We start from the raw sequence: 16,512 nt of genomic DNA, 5'->3' as shown, positions 1-16,512 counted from the left end.
GCCTCCGCGGCCGCGCCCACGCCTCCTGCCGCCCCTCTCCTCTCCGTTCGCGATCTGCGGGTGGTCATCGACGGGCTGCACATCCTGCACGGTGTCGACCTCGACGTGGCCCCCGCCGGGGTCACCGCGCTCCTCGGCCGCAACGGCGCAGGAAAGACCACCACCGTCAAGGCCGTAATGGGCCTGGTGCCGCGCGCCGGAAGCGTTCGTTTCTCCGGTGCCGAACTCGCTTCCCTTCCCACGCATCTGGTGGTCCGTCACGGAATCGGCTATGCGCCCGAGGATCGGGGGATCTTCGCCGGCCTGACGGTCGCCGAGAACCTCCGCCTCGCCGAGCGCGGCGTCCGGGGCGGGGTCGAGGCGGACGAGCCGAACTATCCGCTCGTCCACGAGCTCTTCCCCGAACTCAAGCAGCGGGCCGGCCAGTTGGCCGGGACGCTCTCCGGCGGCCAGCAGCAGATGGTGGCGATAGGCCGGACGCTGCTCAACCGCAACCGGTTGATCATCGCCGACGAGCCCACCAAGGGCCTGGCGCCGAAGATCGTGGCCGAGGTGGCCGAGGTGCTGGCGCGAGCGGCTGAGGCCGTGCCCGTTCTCCTGGTCGAGCAGAACCTCGCCCTCGTCCGACGGCTTGCCGGCACCTGCGCCGTCCTGGCCGACGGCCGCACCGCCCACCGGGGCGACACCGCCGAGCTGTTGGCCGACGAGGAAGCCGCCCGTCGCCTGCTCGGCGTCGGCTCCCATCACCCGCTCGCCGGCGGACCCCGGCCCGCCGCTTCTCCGGCCACCCCTGTCGTCACCGCGGAGGTGAAGCCCTGATGGACACCATCGTCCTCCTCTCCTGTACCGGACTCGGTCTTGGTGCGCTGTACTTCCTGGTCGCCTCCGGTCTGTCCTTGATCTTCGGTCTGATGGACGTGCTCAACTTCGCGCACGGCGCCCTGCTCTCCATCGGCGCCTACGCCACCTGGTGGGCCGGTACCGAGGCCGGTCTCTCCTTCTGGCTCGCGGTGCCGTTCGGCACCCTGGTCGGAACGGCCGTGGCCGTCCTGCTGGAGCTCTTCCTGATCCGCCCGCTCTACAGCCGGCCGCGCGATCAGATCCTCGCCACCGTCGGCGTCGGGCTCGCCGTACCCGCCCTCCTGATGGGGGTCTGGGGCGCGGACGCCCGCCCCTTCCCCCAGCCGGCCGTGCTCTCCGGCACCTGGCACGTGCTCGGTGCGACCGTCCCGGTCAACCGCTTCGTGCTCGTGGCCGCGGCCGCGCTGCTGCTGCTCACTCTTCGGTTGTTCCTCGCCCGTACCCGCTACGGGCTGATCGTCCGGGCCGGCGTCGAGGACCGGGCGATGGTCACGGCGCTCGGCATCGACGTCCGGAAGGCGTTCACCCTCGTCTTCGCCATCGGCGGGGCGGCCGCCGCGCTCGGCGGCGCCCTCGGTGGCTTCTACTTCGGTTCGGTCAATCCCGGCCAGGGGACCGGCCTGCTCATCTTCGCCTTCGTCGTCGTGGTGATGGGCGGCATGGGCTCCGTGACCGGGGCCGCCGTCGCCTCGGTGGGCGTCGGCCTCGTGCAGCAGTTCGCCAACTACTACACCGGCGCCGGGCTCGGCGACCTCTCGGTCGTCGTCCTGCTCGCCGTGCTGCTTCTCGTCCGACCCCGTGGACTCACCGGGAGGCTCGCGTGAGCGCCGAAACTCCGATCACGAGCACCGGTGGCCCCGCGGCCGACCGCAGCGCCGCCACCTTGGCAGGGGGGACTGACACCAGCCCTGCCAAGACCGCCATGGTGGCAGAGGGGACTGACACCAGCTCTGCCGACACCGTCACTGTGGCAAGGGGGACTGACACCAGCCTTGCCGAGACCCATTGTGAACACACGACCGATCGCGGCGCCATCCCTCGAACAGGTGATTCAGTCACTAATCGCTGGACACCGATGCACAGAGCGCTACGCTGGTGGCCGATCGCCCTGCTGATCACGCTCCTTGTCGCCCCATACAGTGCGCTTCCCATCCCGGGGCTGCTCGACGGCCCGCTCGGCAGCCCCGGCAGCCTGCAACTGCTCGCCCTGTGCCTGCTCTACGGGGCCCTCGCCTCCGGTTACGACCTCCTGCTCGGCCGTACCGGACTGCTCTCCTTCGGCCACGCGCTCTACTTCGCGACCGGCCTCTACGCCACCGACCTCGGCATGCTGGAACTGCGACTGCCGTTCGCCGCCGCGGCGGTCTTCGGTGTCGCCTGCACCGTCGCGCTGGCCCTGCTGCTCGGCTCGGTCAGCCTCCGCGTCACCGGCATCGGCTTCTCCATGGTCACCCTCGCCTTCGCCCAGGCCGGCGCGATCCTCGTCCAGCGCAACCCCGGTGGCGTCACCGGTGGCGAGGAGGGCCGCTCCGCCCCGGCCGACCTGCTGCCCTCCGGCCTGCTCGGGATCGAGAACACCGCCAACCTCTACTGGATCGCCGTCGGCTACCTGGTGCTGACGGTCGCCGTGGTCCACTGGGCCGTCAACTCGCCGACCGGCCGGGTCTGGGAGGGCATCAAGGAGAACGAGCGCCGGGTCGAGGTGCTCGGACTGCGGCCCTACGGCTACAAGTTGGTCGCCTTCGTGCTGGCCGGCGGCCTCGCCGGGCTGGGCGGGGTGGTCTACCTGCTGCTGACCGGCGGCGCCACCCCGCAGGCGGCCGGCTCCGATGCCACGCTCGCCCTGCTGGTGATGGTGGTGCTCGGCGGCTCGGGGACCCGCTGGGGCCCGCTGCTCGGCGGTGTCCTCTACACCTGGGCCGGCCACCGGCTCGGTGACCTCGCCAACTCGACGACGATCGCGGACCTGCCCGCGGTCCTGCGGGTGCCGCTCTCCCAACCCCTGTTCCTGCTGGGCACTCTGTTCGTCGCGGTGGTCTACCTGCTGCCCGGCGGCCTGGCTAGACTGCCTGCCCGCATCCGCGCCGCCCGATCCGCCCGTGCGGTCCGCACCCCGGCCGCCGTCCGGACCGCCCGTCCCACCGGAGGTACCCCCGCGTGAGCCAGCCGCCCCTGAAGCCCGAGGAGTTGACCGTCGCCGTGCCCGGCGGGGAGCTGGCGGTCCTGCGCTGGCCCGCCGCCGAACCGGGCGCCCCGACGGTCGTGGCGGTGCACGGCATCACCGCCAACGGCCTCGCCTGGTACGAGGTCGCCCGCCGGCTCGCCGGCCGGGTCACCCTGCTCGCGCCCGACCTGCGGGGGCGCGGCGGCAGCCGTGCGGTCGCCGGACCGTACGGACTGGCCCGGCACGCCGACGACGTGGCCGCGCTGATCACTGCCCTCGGCACGGGCCCGACCACCGTGGTCGGCCACTCGATGGGCGCCTGGGTCACCGCCCTGGCCGCCGTCCGGCACCCGGAACTCGTCCGCCGGGTGCTGCTGGTGGACGGCGCGCTGACCTTCCCGCTGCCGGAGGGCGTCCGCGAGGAGGACGCGCTGGCCGCGGTGCTCGGCCCCGCGCTGGCCCGGCTGTCGATGACCTTCCCGGACCGGGACGCCTACCGGGAGTTCTGGCAGCGGCACCCGGCCTTCGGGACGGCGTGGTCGGCGGGGATCGACGCCTACACCCAGCGCGACCTGGTCGGCGCCGAGCCCGAACTGCGCTCCTCCTGCGTGCTGGAGGCCGTGCAGACCGATGGTGCCCAGGTCCTGCTGGACCGGGACGCGGCCACCGCCGTGCACCGGCTGCCCTGCCCGGCCGAACTGCTCTGGGCCGAGCGCGGCCTGCTCGACGAGCCCCAGGGTCTCTACGACCACCAGCGGATCGGGCTGGCCGGGCTGGACCAGGCCCGGGTGCCGGCCTCGCTCGTGCCGGACACCAACCACTACTCGATCCTCTGGGGCGAGACGGGGGCCGAGCGCATCGTCCGCGGCCTGCTCGCGGACGCGACCGCCGCGGGGTAGCGGGCCCGGCTCCGACGACGGCGGCCGGCGGGGTCCGTCCACCCCGCCGGCCGCACCCGGCTCAGTCGGCCCCGTCTCAGCCCGCGGTGCCGAGGAAGGTCTCCCAGCCGCCGCTCGGCGCCTGGCCGACGTTGAGCGTGCGCAGCTTGCGCAGGGTGGACTGGTCCTGCACCTCCAGCCACTCGACCAACTGCCTGAAGGAGACCAGCCGGACATCCGGCTTGCCCGCGATGGTCTTGAGGGTCTCCTCGACGGCGTCCATGTAGATGCCGCCGTTCCACTGCTCGAAGTGGTTGCCGATGAAGAACGGCGCACGGTTGCTGTTGTAGGCGCGGTCGAAGCCGGCCAGGTAGGAGTCCTTGGCCTGGGTGCGCCAGTCGTTGTACTTGGACGGGTCGCCCTTGGTGCTGCCCGCGGACTGGTTGGCCAGGATGTTGTAGTCCATCGACAACACCTGGAAGGTGTGCCCGGGGAACGGGATGGACTGCAGCGGGAAGTCCCAGACCTTGCCGTCCTGCACCTTCTGCGGCCATATCTGAAGGCCGCCGGAGGAACTGGCGTCGTACTTCCAGCCCAGCTTCGCGACGGTCGGCAGGAGCGCCTTCTGCCCCTCCAGACAGGGGGTGCGGCCGCCGATGAGCTCCTTCTTGTAGTCGAAGGGGAGCGGGTCGACGTCGGTGAAGCCGGTGTTGGTCCGCCACTGGGTCACGAAGCCGATCGCCTGGTCGATCTCGCTCTGCCAGTCCTCCGGGGTCCACATGTTGACCCCGTTCTTGTCCGGGCGGCTGGAGCAGAAGTGCCCGTTGAAGTGGGTGCCGATCTCGTGCCCGGCCAGCCAGGCCTGGCTGACGAGCTTGAGCGTGCTCTTGACCGCGCCGTCCGACAGGTACGGGATGTCGGAGGCGCCGACCGAGTGCTTCGGCGGGTGGTACAGGTCGGCCTTGCCCTTGGGCAGGGCGTAGATCCCGGAGAGGAAGAAGGTCATCGTGGCCTTGTACTGCTCCGCCAGCTTGAGGAAGCGGGGGAACTGGCCGTCGTCCGTGCCGCCCGCGCCGTCCCAGGAGAACACCACGAACTGCGGCGGCCGCTCGCCGGGCTTGAGCTTCTCGGGCTTCGGCTGGTTCGGCTGCGGGCCGGTGTCGGCGTTGGAGCCGTCGCCGATCGGAGTGCCCTTGGGCACCCCGGTCTTGGTCGGATCGGCGGTGCCCGCCGCAGTGGTGCCCGGGCTGCCGCCGGACGTGGGGGAGGAGGAGTTCTGGCTCGAACCGGATCCGCTGCTGGAACAGGCCGCGACCGCGCCGAGGGCCGCGGTCGCAGCGGTCGCACTGAGCACCGTCCTGCGCGAGATGCTGGTCATGGTCTCCCCTGGGTGCCGATGCCGGTGGTGAGGGCGGCCCAGGGCCGCACCGGTCAAATCGGGCAATTGATGAATTTTCCGCCGTTAGCATGCCATGTGGCCGCAGCGGCCTCCAAGGCCGCCGACCCTCTACGACAGCCAACACGTCAGCGGTACCGGGCTGGGCTGCAATGATTCGTCGTCTGTTGCCGTCCTGTGACGCTTCGCTCCTCGCGCCGCCAGGGGAGTACGGTACCGCCGGTCCGGCGGGGCCGGTCGGAGTTCGTCAGCGCTCGGTACGGCTCGTCGCTCGTCCGGGCAGATCGCGCCCATTCACGGGGACACGGCGGGGAGTGGCCGGGGTGCCTGGGGCGTCTGGGGCCGGGGACGCGGGCCGAGGCGCAGTGGTCAGAGCGCGGCCAGCCGCCGGGTGCGGCGCACTATTCGCGCGATCGCGGTGCTGACGATGGTGGCCGCGGTGCAGGAGACCGCCAGGCTCAGCCAGGCGGTGTCGAACCAGTGGCTGTTCAGCCAGCCCAGCGTCACGATGTAGGCGGCCCAGACCAGAGCCGCCAGTGCCGACCAGTGCAGGAAGCGGTGCGGGTGGGCGGGGGAGTGGCCGATGGCCACGTCCAGGACGGTCCGCCCGGCCGGGACGAACCGGGCGACCACCACCATGGCCGCGGCCGCCCCGTGGGGGCGTTCGACCAGGGCCTGTTGGACCCGGGTCACGCTGGCCGCCAGTTTCGGGCGGCGGGCGAGCCGGCGCTGGAGCGTCGGGGCGCCGCGTCGGGCGAGGTGCAGCAGGAGGAGGTCGCCGAGGAACGAGGCCACCGCCACGCCCAGGCCGAGCAGCACCGGGGCGCCGTCGATCCGCGCGGTCTTGAGCACGGCCAGGATGACCAGTGTCCCGCTGGGGATGAAGGGCAGGAGGGCGTCTCCGAGTACGGCGAAGAGCGCCAGGGCGCAGATCCACGAGGATCCGATCGCCGCCACGAAGTTCAAGGCCTGTACTCCCTCCACGCCGCCCGGGGGAGCAGGTGGCTGCTGAGGTCAACGCTAGCGCCTCGACTTTTCATGCCATGAAGCACCCCGGTATGCCGCGGGTCACAGGCCCGGCCCCGACCTGCGCAAAGGCGCGAGCCCCCGGAGCGGGGTGCCGCTCCGAGGGCTCGCGGGGATCGCTCGGCGCTGGCCCAGCCCGGCGATCTTGCCGGCGGAACGCGGATCCCGTTGGGTGATCCGCTCCTGGTCACCAGCCTGCCGGACGCCGACCGCCGGTTGCGAGCCCTCCGCCTGGCGACTTCCGGCGCTGGCGTGAAGTCGCCACACGTGTTCGTCCGCTGGCTCTCCGTCATCCGAATGGTCGGTCGGCGGCCTCGTGCCGGGCCGCGCTTGCCCGCGCCGATCGGGGCCGGATCGGGGCCGGATCGGGGCCGGCACACGGACCGGTCGGGGCCGGTGCGTGGGCCGGAACGCGGGAACAGCCAGCCCGGCGCGATGGTTGACCCCGGTCGGCAGCAGCGACCGCCGGGCCACCCGAGACCCGCGGTCACCCAGCAGGGTCGGCTCAGGAAGAGCCAGAAGGGCGGACGGCATGACCACCGAGGAGCACCAGGAGCACCGGACCGAACCGCGGACCGGCGCGGCGATCCGGGGCACCGCCCGCGGCACGGCGCCCGCCCCGCTCTCCATCCTCGACCTGGCCACCGTGGGCGTCGGCTACACCCCCGCCGAGGCCCTGGCCGCGACCACCGCACTGGCCCGCAACGCCGAGCGGTGGGGCTACCACCGCTTCTGGGTGGCCGAGCACCACGGCATGCCCGGAGTGGCCAGCTCCACCCCGGCCGTCCTGCTCGCCCACCTCGGGGCCAACACCACGACGCTGCGGCTGGGCTCGGGCGGGGTGATGCTCCCCAACCACGCCCCGCTGGCCATCGCCGAGCAGTTCGGCCTGCTGGAGGCCCTGCACCCCGGCCGGATCGACCTGGGGCTCGGCCGCGCCCCAGGCACCGACCCGGCCACCGCCCGGGCGCTGCGCCGCGGTCTCGCCGAGGGCGCCGACGACTTCCCGCAGCAGCTCGCCGAGCTGACCCACTTCCTCGACGGCGACTTCCCCTCCGGCCACCCGTACGCCCAGCTGACCGCCGTCCCGCAGGGCGACGGGCGCCCGCCGATCTGGCTGCTCGGCTCCTCCGGCTTCAGCGCTCAGCTGGCCGGCCGGCTCGGCCTGCCGTTCGCCTTCGCCCACCACTTCAGCAGCGTCAACACCATCCCGGCGCTCGACCTCTACCGGGCGTCCTTCCGCCCCTCCGCGGTGCTCGCCGAGCCGTACGCGCTGATCGGTGTGAGTGCGGTCGCCGCCGAGGACGAGGGCGCGGCCCGTCGCCTCGCCCGCTCCGCGGCGCTCGGCATGCTTCGGCTGCGGCGCGGCAACCCCGGCCCGATCCCCACCCCGGAGGAGGCCGAGGCCCACCCGTACAGCCTGGCTGAGGCGGAGTTCATCGACAGCTGGCTCGACAACGTGGTGCTCGGCGCCCCGGGCGAGGTCGCGGAGGGACTGGAGGCCCTGCGCAAGCGGACGGGGGTGGACGAGCTGATGGTCACCTCGCACATCCACGGCCACGAGGCCCGGCTCCGCTCCTACGGCCTGATCGCCGAGGCGTACGGCCTGACGGCGGAAGTCTGACCGCGGAAGTCTGACGGTCGAGGTCCGAATGCGGGAGGCCTGAACGACGAGGCCCGGCCGCCGAACCCGCAGCGGGACCCCAGCCCGCAGCGGACCCCGCCCCGGTCAGCGACCGGTGTCCGGACCGGGGCGGCCCTCGCGGAGTATGGCGGCGACCAGCTCGGCTTCGCCCGGCCGGGCGAAGTACCAGCCCTGGGCGGTGTCGCAGCCGGTCAGCCGCAGCCGTTCGGCCTGCGCGGCGCTCTCGATGCCCTCGGCGGTGACGGTCAGGCCGAGGGTGTGGGCCAACTGCACCATCGCGCCCACGATCTGCTCGTCGGCGTCGCTGCGGCGGGAGCCGAGTTCGGAGGGTTCCGAGGGGTTCGTCGCCGGGGCCGGGTCGCGGAACCCCTCGATGAAGGTGCCGTCGAGCTTCAGGACGTGCACCGGCAGCCGGGAGAGGTAGGCCAGGTTGGAGTAGCCGGTGCCGAAGTCGTCGATCGCGATCCGCACGCCCATGTCCGCGAGCGCCTGCAGCGCCTGCAACGGTCGTCCGCCGGGGCCGAGCAGGGCGCTCTCGGTGATCTCCAGTTGGAGCAGCCGGGCCGGCAGTCCGGTGCGTTCGAGGGCGCGGGCGACGTCGGCGACCACGTCGGAGTCCCAGATCTGGCGGGCGGCCAGGTTGACGCTCACGAAGGTCTCGGTCTCGGGGAACTCGGTGAGCCACTGCCGGGCCTGGCGGCAGGACTCCTCCAGCACCCAGGTGCCGAGCGGCACGATCGCGCCGGTCTCCTCGGCGAGCGGGATGAAGCGGTCCGGCGAGAGCGTCCCGTAGCGGGGGTGGCGCCAGCGGACGAGGGCCTCCGCGCCGTGGACGGCGCCGTCGGCCAGGCCGACCAGCGGCTGGTACTCGATGGTGAACTCGCCGCGCTCCAGGGCGGGCCGCAGTGCGGTGGCGAGGAGTTGGCGGGTCAGCTGGTGGGCGCCGCGGGCCGGGTCGTAGAGGGTCCAGCGGGCGCGGCCGTCGGCCTTGGACCAGTAGAGCGTGGCGTCGGCGTCCTTGACCAGGTCGGTCGGGGTGGTCTCGTGCACGGACCGTTCGACGACACCCACGCTGGCCGTGATGACCAGCCGGTGTCCGGCGACGTCGAAGGGGCGTTCCAGCTCCTGGAGGATCCGGGCGGCGAGGTCGGTCAGTTGGTCGCTGCCCCGGCTGTCGGTGACCAGGACGGCGAACTCGTCACCGCCCATCCGGGCCACCAGGTGGGCGTCGTGCCCGGAGAACCCGCGGCGCAGCCGGGTGGCGACGGCGATCAGCAACTGGTCGCCGATGTGGTGGCCGAGCGTCTCGTTGATCGCCGCGAAGCCGTCGAGGTCCAGGTAACAGACGCCGACCCGGCGCCCGTCCGCCGGCGCGAGGACGGTGTCGGTGATGTCGGTGGCGCCTGAGGCTTCGGCGGTCTCGGTCGCCTCGGTCGCCTCGGCGGTCTCGGCGGTCTCGGCGGCCGTGAGGCAGGCGGCGTCGAGCCGTTCGAAGAAGGACGTCCGGTTGGGCAGCCGGGTCAGCGGGTCGTGCAGGGCCTGGTACTCCAGGCGGTCGCCGAGCCGGCGCTGCTCGGTGATGTCCTCCACCAGCGCGAGGGTGTAGAGCGGCTGGCCGGCGCCGTCCCGGATCAGCGAGACGGTGACCTTGCTCCAGACGGTGCGGCCCTCGCGGTGCTTGAGCTGCTTCTCCACGCGGAACCGCTCCCGCCCGCCGTGGACGAGTTCGGGGAAGAGCCGGTGCGGCATGCCCTCCGGGTCGATGATCTCGTGCAGGTGGGTGCGGACCAGTTCGCCGACGCCGCGTCCGATCAGGGCGGCGAAGGCGGGGTTGACCTCGATGATCCGGTCCTCGGGGTCGATCAGGGCCATCCCGATGACCGCGTCGCAGAAGGCGGCCCGGAAACGGGATTCGCTGGCCCGCAGCGCGGCCAGCAACCGGTCGGTCCCGCCGTTCTCCTGGCCGGGGCCGTCGAGGGCGCTCCGGTGCGTGCCGTCGGTCAGCGGCGCCGAGCAGGTGGGGCAGAGCAGCATCCCGGGGTCGTCCAGCACGGTTCCCGCCGCACTCGCCGCACTCGCCGCACCGACGGCCCGGGCGCCGGCCGCGACAGCGGCAACGGTCGTGACGGAACCGATGGCGCCGGCCGAACCGGCCGAACCAACGGGACCGGCCGAACCAACGGGACCGACCGAACCGATGGTGCTGATGTCCGGGCCCAGAAGGGGTGTTGTGAGGTGACGGTGGTGCGGTGTTTCCTCGTGCCGCACGCCTGGGTGGTGTGCGTCGGCCCCCTCGTTCTGGCCCGGCACGGCATGCTCCCGTCCGCTGCTGACGCTGGATGCTGGTCCGGCCGGCCGATCGGGACTCCGGCGGCCGGCTCCGCACTCTGTCGCGGTCCTCGGAGTCGGTCCGGTGCGGGGCGCCCGCCGTGGGGCGCTGTCGCGCGGAGACCCGCGTGAAGAACAGGGCGCTGCGGCCGATCATAGGCCGCGGCGGCAACGCGCGGTGACCGCCGGCAGGGTGATTCGCCCCCTTTGTGATCATGTGCGGCGGTACGTGCAGACGCCCCCGGTGCACATCACATGATGTGCGCCAGGGGCGCGTGCGCCGAGGTCGCGCCCCCGGGCGCCGACCGCGCGCCCGGAGCGCGTCGGGATCCGCCGGAATCCGTCGAGATCCGTCGAGATCCGTCGGGGCGTCAGGCCAGCTTGGCGGTGAGGGTGATGGTGGTGCCGGCAAGCGCCTTGCTGACCGGGCAGTTGGCCTTGGCGTCCTCGGCGGCCTTGACGAAGTCCTCCTCGTCCAGTCCGGGTACCTCGCCGGTGACGGTGAGGTGGATGCCGGTGATGCCGGTGCCGGGCTGGAAGGTGACGTCGGCCTGGGTGTCCAGCTTGACGGGCGGGGTGCCGGCGCCGGTCAGGCCGTGCGACAGGGCCATCGAGAAGCACGCGGAGTGAGCGGCGGCGATCAGCTCCTCCGGGCTGGTCTTGCCGTTGGGCTGTTCGGCCCGGGCCGGCCAGGAGACGGGGTACTCGCCGATTCCGGACGAGGCGAAGGTCACCTGCCCCTTGCCGTCGAGCAGGTTGCCTTCCCAAGCGGTGCGGGCGGTGCGGGTGGTTGCCACGATCGGTACCTCCATTACTGAGGGACTGCTGAGTCGTCACTTCCGGTCATGCGCGCACCAGCCTACGGGGCGGCCCCGGTTCGGCCCGGGGCGCCGGGCGGCGCGGGCGATGTCCGGATTGTGGACGGATCCGCCAAAAGGTGCGGCTCCAGGACGGGGGCCCTGTTAGATTTGCCCGGGCCCGAGCCCGGCCGCCGTACGGCCGGGTGCCCACTTCAGACACCGGGAGCCGCCCCGATGACGGACCACCCCACGACCCCCGAAGCCGGCCTGCCCGAGGGGGTCGACGCCGCCGTGCGGGCGGAGCTGACCAGCCTGCGCGAGAGCATCGACAACATCGACGCCGCGGTGGTCCACATGCTGGCCGAGCGTTTCAAGGCGACCCAGCGGGTCGGCCGGCTCAAGGCCGAGCACAAGCTGCCGCCGGCCGATCCGACGCGGGAGCGGGACCAGATCAAGCGGCTGCGGGAACTGGCCGCCGGGGCCAAGCTGGATCCGGTCTTCGCGGAGAAGTTCCTGACGTTCATCATCGCCGAGGTCATCCGGCACCACGAGGCCATCGCCCGCGCTTGAGAGCACCCCTGAGGGGGTGGCGGTGAGCCGTCGACGACGGCTCCGGCGCCGCCCGGCCCGGACATGTCGGGGGCGGCTAAACGCCGGATTTCGTGAGGCTCCACGGTTGGCGTAGCGTGCAGGTTCCCCCAGCCGGAGAGGTGGAGCAGCGACGATGGCGGTGAACCTGCCCGAAACGCCGAGCGATGCCGGGTCCGGTCCGGCCCCCGTCGCCGGACGCGGCCCCGGTCCTTCCGACGCCCCCGACGTGCCCGGCGGCCGTGCCGAGGCCCGCCGCCGGGCGCGCGGTTCGCGCGGCCGCAAGGACCGGCGGACCGGGCGCCGGCCCAGGCCCTGGTGGATCGAGATCCCGGCGATGGCGGCGGTGGGCCTGGTGGTCGCGCTGCTGATCAAGACCTGCCTGTTCCAGGTGTTCACCATCCCGTCCGGTTCGATGGAGAACACGCTGCGGATCGGCGACCGGGTGGGCGTGAACAAGCTGGCGCCGCTGACCGGCTGGAAGCCGGAGCCCGGACAGCCGGTGGTGTTCAAGGATCCGGGCGGCTGGCTTCCGCCGCAGCCCACCGACTCGAACCCGTTCACCAACGCGGCCAGCTCGGTGCTGAGCTTCGTCGGCCTGGTGCCGCCGAAGGACGACAACTACCTGGTCAAGCGGGTCATCGCGACCGGTGGCCAGACCGTGCAGTGCGCGGGCACCACGCTGACCGTCGACGGGAAGAAGGTCGACGAGCCGTACCTGCACCCCGGCGACGACTCCTGCGCGGGCCTGGACTTCGGGCCGGTGACGGTGCCCTCGGGGCACGTCTGGGTCGAGGGCGACCACCGCAGCGACTCGGCGGACTCCCGCTACCACCAGCGCGGTCCGGGCGGCGGGGCCGTGCCGGTGGGCAACGTGGTCGGGCCGGTGTCGGCCGTGGTGTGGCCGCTCAACCACCTCGACTGGTTCGGTTGGGTCGGCCGCTGACCCGCCGCTCGGCGGCCACCCGCTCCGGAGCATCCGGAGCATCCGGAGCATCCTGAGCGTCCCGGGCGTCCCGAGCATCCCTGGAATCCCCGGTGTCCCCGGTGTCCACAGCGTCCCGGACGTCCGCGACCTCCCCGGCCGCCGACTTGCCGGCCTGCGCCGCGAAGGCGCCGGTCAGCACGAGCAGGCCGCCCGCGATCTGCGGCAGGCCGAGGTGCTCGCCGAGCAGGACCCAGGCCAGCACGGTGGCGACGACCGCCTCCAGGTTGGCCACCACCCCGGCGACCGGGGGCGAGAGGTGCCCGACGGCGATCACGCCGGTCAGGTAGGCGAGCACGGTCGCGATCAGGATCATCCAGGCGGCCGGGAGCAGCGCGGGCAGGGTGTGCCCGTTCATCACCACGGACCCGCCGAGCGTGCTCCAGTCGGCCTGCCAGGGGCGGGTGAAGACGGTGAGCAGGACGGCGCCGATCAGCAGCCCGAACGCGCTGACCGCCAGTGGGTCGACCGGGCGCTCGCCCCGGCGGCCTGCGTCGGCGAGCACGAAGTAGCCGACCTGGCAGCAGGCCGCGCCGAGGGCGAAGAGCACGCCCAGCGCGTCGAAGCTCAGGCCGTTCCAGACCTCCACCACGCAGGCCAGCCCGGCGACCGCGACGCCGCCGCCGATCGCGGCGCCCCGGCTGATCGGCCTGCGCTGGACGAACTTGACGTAGCCGATGAGCAGCGGCGGTCCGAGGTACTCGATGAGCAGGGCGACGCCGACCGGGATGCGGGAGATCGCCGCGAAGTAGCAGGCCTGGACGCCAGCCACGGCGAGCAGGCCGAAGCCGATCAGCAGGCCGGGCCGGCGCAGGACGGCGTCCCGGTGGCGGTAGGCGATGGGGAGCAGGGCCACGGCGGCGCCGGTGACCCGGAGCCACACGACGTGCAGCGGTGAGAGGCCGGCTTCGATCAGCGGCTTCGCGGCGGTGCCGGAGCCGCCGAAGGCGAACGCGGAGACCAGCGCGAGGCTGAGGCCGAGGGTTCTGCCCGCGGGGAGGGTGGGCGAGGCCGTTGATCTGTGCACCGACGCATTGTGACAGTCGTACCGGGCGTTCGGTAAGGCGCCATTCCGTCATTTGGTCCTGCGCGGAACTGTGCGCAGCGGCGCACTCACCGGGCCCGCGCACGACCCCTCGCCGCCCGCGCCCCCGCCGTCGCCATCCCGCCGTCACCACCCGGCCGCCGCCCCGGCCGCGTCCCGTCCCGCCGTCCGCCGCCCGGCTCCCGCTACCCGGCGTTCGCCCCCGGCTCCCGCTACCCGGCGTTCGCCCCCGCCCCGGTCAGCGCGTCCGACCCGCCGGTGGGCTGGGTGGTCGGCTGCGTGGTCGGGGCCGTGGTCGGACCGGTGGTGGGTGTCGGCCGGCCGGTGGGCCGCCCGGTGGGCCTCGTCGTCGGCGGGGTGGTCGGCTGCTGGGTGGCCGGGGGCGCGGTCGGCGGGCTGGTCACGCCGCCGCCGGAGTTCGGGCCGCCGGCTGGCGTGGACGGGCCCGAGCCGGCCCCGGTGCCGTCGTTCGGCGGGGTGGTCGGCGCCGTGCTGGAGGTCGAGCCGCCGTTCGAGCCGGTCCCGGCCGACGGGGTGGTGCTCGGCGTGGACGGGGCCGTCGGCAGGTCGGTGGCACCCGAGGAGTCGCCGCCGTCGGCCGGCGTCTGGAAGGTGCTGACCGGCTGGCCCTTGAGCGCCGCCTTCATGTAGCTGGTCCAGATCTGCGCCGGGAACTGGCCGCCCGCCGCGCCGTCGATCCCGCCGACGCCGCTCAGGCTGACCTGCGCACCGTTGCCCGGGTCCTGGCCGAACAGGGCGACCGAGGTGACCAGCTCGGGGGTGTAGCCGACGAACCAGACCGACTTCTGGTCGTCGGTGGTGCCGGTCTTGCCGGCCACCGGGCGGCCCAGTGCCTTCGCTCGCCAGCCGGTGCCGCCCGGGTCGCTCACCACGCCCTGGAGCATCGAGGTGACCTGGTTCGCGGTGTCCGCGCTGATCGCCTGGGTGGTCTTGTGCGCGGGCAGCGGGACGGCCTCGCCCTCGCGGTCCACGGACTGCACCAGCCACGGGGTGATCTGCTTGCCGCCGTTGTCGAGCGTGGCGTACACGCCGGCCATGTCGAGCACGCTCGGGGTGGCCGCGCCGAGCGGGATGGACGGCACCGGGTCCAGGCCCGGGGTGCCGCCGGGCAGGCCCAGCGCGATGCCGGTGTCCTTGACCTTCTGCAGCCCGGTGTCCTGGGCCAGCTGGGCGAACGCCGAGTTGACCGACCAGTCGGTGGCCTGCTGGAGGGAGATCTGGCCGTAGCTCTTGTCGCCCTCGTTCGGCGGCGCGTACGGGGTGCCCTTGCCGCCGCGGACCTTGCGGCCGCTGGTGCCGTCGTAGACGGTGCTCGGGGTGACGGTCCGGCCGTCCTGGGTCTTGGCTTCGTTCTCGAACGCGGCCGCCAGGGCGATCGCCTTGAAGGTGGAGCCGGCCTGGTAGTCCCGCCGGGTCGCGTTGTCGACGTAGTGCTTGACGTAGTCGACGCCGCCGTAGAGCGCGACGACCGCGCCGGTCTTCGGGTCCACGGAGACGGCGCCGGCCTGGGCGGCCGCGTCCTTCTTCCGCTTGTCCGGGTTCAGGGTGTCGTGCAGCTGGGCCTGGACGGAGTCCTGCAGGGCCTGCTGGCGGGACTGGTCGATGCTCAGCTTGATCGTGTAGCCGCCCTTGGCCAGCTCGGTCTCGCTGATGATCTGGTTCGAGGTGAGGTACCGGGTGGCCTCGTTCACCAGGTAGCCGGTCTGGCCGGACAGGCCCGGGTTGGGCTGCGGGTCCTTGACGTCCGGGAAGGCGGCGGCGGACCGCTCCTCGGCGGAGAGCCAGCCCTCCTTGACCATGCCGTCCAGCACGTAGTTCCAGCGGTTGACGGCGTTCTGCTTGCCCGCCGGGGTCGCGGTGGCCACGTCGTAGGCGCTCGGGGCGTTCAGCAGGGTGGCCAGGTAGGCGCCCTGGGCGGGGTTGAGCGCGGAGGCGTCGACGCCGAAGTACGCCTGGGCGGCGGCCTGGATGCCGTAGGCGCCGCGGCCGTAGTAGGAGGTGTTCAGGTAGCCGGAGAGGACGTCGTCCTTGCTCTCGGTGGCGTCCACCTTGATGGCTATGAAGAGTTCCTTCACCTTGCGGGTGACCGACTGCTTCTGGTTCAGGTACGTGTTCTTCACGTACTGCTGGGTGATCGTGGAGCCGCCCTGGGTGCCCGCGCCCTTGGCGGTGTTGACCGCGGCCCGGAGCAGGCCCTGCACGTTGACGGCGCCCTCGTGGTAGAAGTTGCGGTCCTCGGCGGCCAGCGCGGCGTGCTGGGCGGCGGGGGAGACCTTGTCCAGGCTGACGTTCTGCCGGTTGGTCTGCCCGGTGCGGGTGATCACGGAGCCGTCGGCGTACAGCCAGGTGTTGCTCTGCGCGGTCGCGGCGGCGTGCGCGTCGGGGACCTTCACCAGCGCGACCCCGAGCGCGAACAGGCCGACGCCGAGCAGCAGCGCCGTGGCGAGGCCGAGCAGGCTCATCCGCCAGGTGGGGAGCAGCCGGCGCCAGCCGGTGCGCTTCGGGCGGCGGGGCTTCCTGCCGCCGGTCGCGGGGGCGGCGCGCTTGAAGCGTTTGACCGGTCGGAGGCCTATCGACGGCGTACGACGGCCGCTCTGGGCGTTCTCGGACAAGGCGCGGCCTTTCCTGCGGGCGGACCGGGCCAGCCTGCACGGACGGGGACATCGGTGGTTAGGGACCTTTGTCCCGATTCCGGTTTACTGCCCTGGACGAGCGGGGCGGGCCGGTTGGCTCCACCGGAACGGCAATCGAGACCGACATCACACGCAAAACGGA

General features: G+C 72.9%; 13 protein-coding genes. 7 read left to right on the top strand and 6 right to left on the bottom strand.

The genetic code is table 11. The annotated features are described in order from the left end of the window. Positions 1-54: 54 nt before the first annotated feature. From ACIPLC_RS19740 to ACIPLC_RS19725, 4 genes are all read left to right on the top strand, one after another. Complete coding sequence (locus ACIPLC_RS19740) at positions 55-819, top strand: ABC transporter ATP-binding protein (RefSeq protein WP_400474339.1); 765 nt, start codon at positions 55-57, stop codon at positions 817-819. Then, positions 819-1,685: a branched-chain amino acid ABC transporter permease gene (locus ACIPLC_RS19735; RefSeq protein WP_400474276.1), complete on the top strand. Its 867-nt coding sequence runs from the start codon at positions 819-821 to the stop codon at positions 1,683-1,685. The genes ACIPLC_RS19740 and ACIPLC_RS19735 overlap by 1 nt, the downstream gene beginning before the upstream one ends. Before the next feature lie 251 nt (positions 1,686-1,936). Beyond that, the gene (locus ACIPLC_RS19730; protein WP_400474275.1) at positions 1,937-3,022 is read left to right on the top strand and encodes a branched-chain amino acid ABC transporter permease; all 1,086 of its coding nucleotides are present in this window, start codon (positions 1,937-1,939) and stop codon (positions 3,020-3,022) included. Continuing rightward, entirely contained in the window at positions 3,019-3,924 is a 906-nt protein-coding gene (locus ACIPLC_RS19725; RefSeq protein WP_400474274.1) for an alpha/beta fold hydrolase, read from the top strand. The genes ACIPLC_RS19730 and ACIPLC_RS19725 overlap by 4 nt, the downstream gene beginning before the upstream one ends. A 76-nt stretch (positions 3,925-4,000) precedes the next feature. Here the strand turns inward: ACIPLC_RS19725 and ACIPLC_RS19720 are convergent, their stop codons facing one another. Both ACIPLC_RS19720 and ACIPLC_RS19715 read right to left on the bottom strand, forming a co-directional pair. Further along, positions 4,001-5,281 carry a hypothetical protein gene (locus ACIPLC_RS19720; protein WP_400474273.1) on the bottom strand — a complete coding sequence of 427 codons (1,281 nt, stop codon included), beginning with the start codon at positions 5,279-5,281 and terminating at the stop codon, positions 4,001-4,003. Positions 5,282-5,668: 387 nt separating this feature from the next. Further along, complete coding sequence (locus ACIPLC_RS19715) at positions 5,669-6,256, bottom strand: DedA family protein (RefSeq protein ID WP_400474338.1); 588 nt, start codon at positions 6,254-6,256, stop codon at positions 5,669-5,671. 601 nt (positions 6,257-6,857) lie between these two features. Here ACIPLC_RS19715 and ACIPLC_RS19710 point away from each other — a divergent pair. Beyond that, positions 6,858-7,949: an LLM class flavin-dependent oxidoreductase gene (locus ACIPLC_RS19710; RefSeq protein ID WP_400474272.1), complete on the top strand. Its 1,092-nt coding sequence runs from the start codon at positions 6,858-6,860 to the stop codon at positions 7,947-7,949. A gap of 105 nt (positions 7,950-8,054) precedes the next feature. On the opposite strand, the gene ACIPLC_RS19705 is transcribed toward ACIPLC_RS19710, so the two are convergent. Together ACIPLC_RS19705 and ACIPLC_RS19700 are read right to left on the bottom strand one after the other, a co-directional pair. Next, positions 8,055-10,004, bottom strand: a complete 1,950-nt coding sequence (locus tag ACIPLC_RS19705; protein WP_400474337.1) for a putative bifunctional diguanylate cyclase/phosphodiesterase — start codon at positions 10,002-10,004, stop codon at positions 8,055-8,057. Between the two features lie 665 nt (positions 10,005-10,669). Then, complete coding sequence (locus ACIPLC_RS19700) at positions 10,670-11,095, bottom strand: OsmC family protein (RefSeq protein WP_400474271.1); 426 nt, start codon at positions 11,093-11,095, stop codon at positions 10,670-10,672. A 237-nt stretch (positions 11,096-11,332) separates the two neighbouring features. Between ACIPLC_RS19700 and ACIPLC_RS19695 the strand changes: the two genes are divergently transcribed. Then, the gene (locus tag ACIPLC_RS19695) at positions 11,333-11,668 is read left to right on the top strand and encodes a chorismate mutase (protein ID WP_400474270.1); all 336 of its coding nucleotides are present in this window, start codon (positions 11,333-11,335) and stop codon (positions 11,666-11,668) included. Between the two features lie 154 nt (positions 11,669-11,822). Next, the gene (gene lepB, locus ACIPLC_RS19690) at positions 11,823-12,632 is read left to right on the top strand and encodes a signal peptidase I (RefSeq protein WP_400474269.1); all 810 of its coding nucleotides are present in this window, start codon (positions 11,823-11,825) and stop codon (positions 12,630-12,632) included. Here lepB and ACIPLC_RS19685 read toward each other — a convergent pair. Both ACIPLC_RS19685 and ACIPLC_RS19680 read right to left on the bottom strand, forming a co-directional pair. Further along, positions 12,595-13,698, bottom strand: coding sequence for an EamA family transporter (locus ACIPLC_RS19685; protein ID WP_400474268.1), 1,104 nt, complete (start codon positions 13,696-13,698; stop codon positions 12,595-12,597). The genes lepB and ACIPLC_RS19685 overlap by 38 nt on opposite strands. Before the next feature lie 230 nt (positions 13,699-13,928). Next, the gene (locus ACIPLC_RS19680) at positions 13,929-16,349 is read right to left on the bottom strand and encodes a transglycosylase domain-containing protein (protein ID WP_400474267.1); all 2,421 of its coding nucleotides are present in this window, start codon (positions 16,347-16,349) and stop codon (positions 13,929-13,931) included. Positions 16,350-16,512 lie beyond the last annotated feature (163 nt).

Source organism: Kitasatospora sp. NPDC086801, assembly GCF_044745805.1.
GTDB lineage: Bacteria > Actinomycetota > Actinomycetes > Streptomycetales > Streptomycetaceae > Kitasatospora.
The sequence above is the reverse complement of the archived record's forward strand: the minus strand, read 5'-3'. Positions and strand labels throughout refer to the sequence as shown.

Excerpts from the sequence above, each read along its gene's own strand:
- ACIPLC_RS19705 (WP_400474337.1), bottom strand. The coding sequence starts at position 10,004 with ATGCTGCTCTGCCCCACCTGCTCGGCGCCGCTGACCGACGGCACGCAC.
- ACIPLC_RS19720 (WP_400474273.1), bottom strand. The coding sequence starts at position 5,281 with ATGACCAGCATCTCGCGCAGGACGGTGCTCAGTGCGACCGCTGCGACC.
- ACIPLC_RS19730 (WP_400474275.1), top strand. The coding sequence starts at position 1,937 with ATGCACAGAGCGCTACGCTGGTGGCCGATCGCCCTGCTGATCACGCTC.
- ACIPLC_RS19695 (WP_400474270.1), top strand. The coding sequence starts at position 11,333 with ATGACGGACCACCCCACGACCCCCGAAGCCGGCCTGCCCGAGGGGGTC.
- lepB (WP_400474269.1), top strand. The coding sequence starts at position 11,823 with ATGGCGGTGAACCTGCCCGAAACGCCGAGCGATGCCGGGTCCGGTCCG.
- ACIPLC_RS19710 (WP_400474272.1), top strand. The coding sequence starts at position 6,858 with ATGACCACCGAGGAGCACCAGGAGCACCGGACCGAACCGCGGACCGGC.
- ACIPLC_RS19735 (WP_400474276.1), top strand. The coding sequence starts at position 819 with ATGGACACCATCGTCCTCCTCTCCTGTACCGGACTCGGTCTTGGTGCG.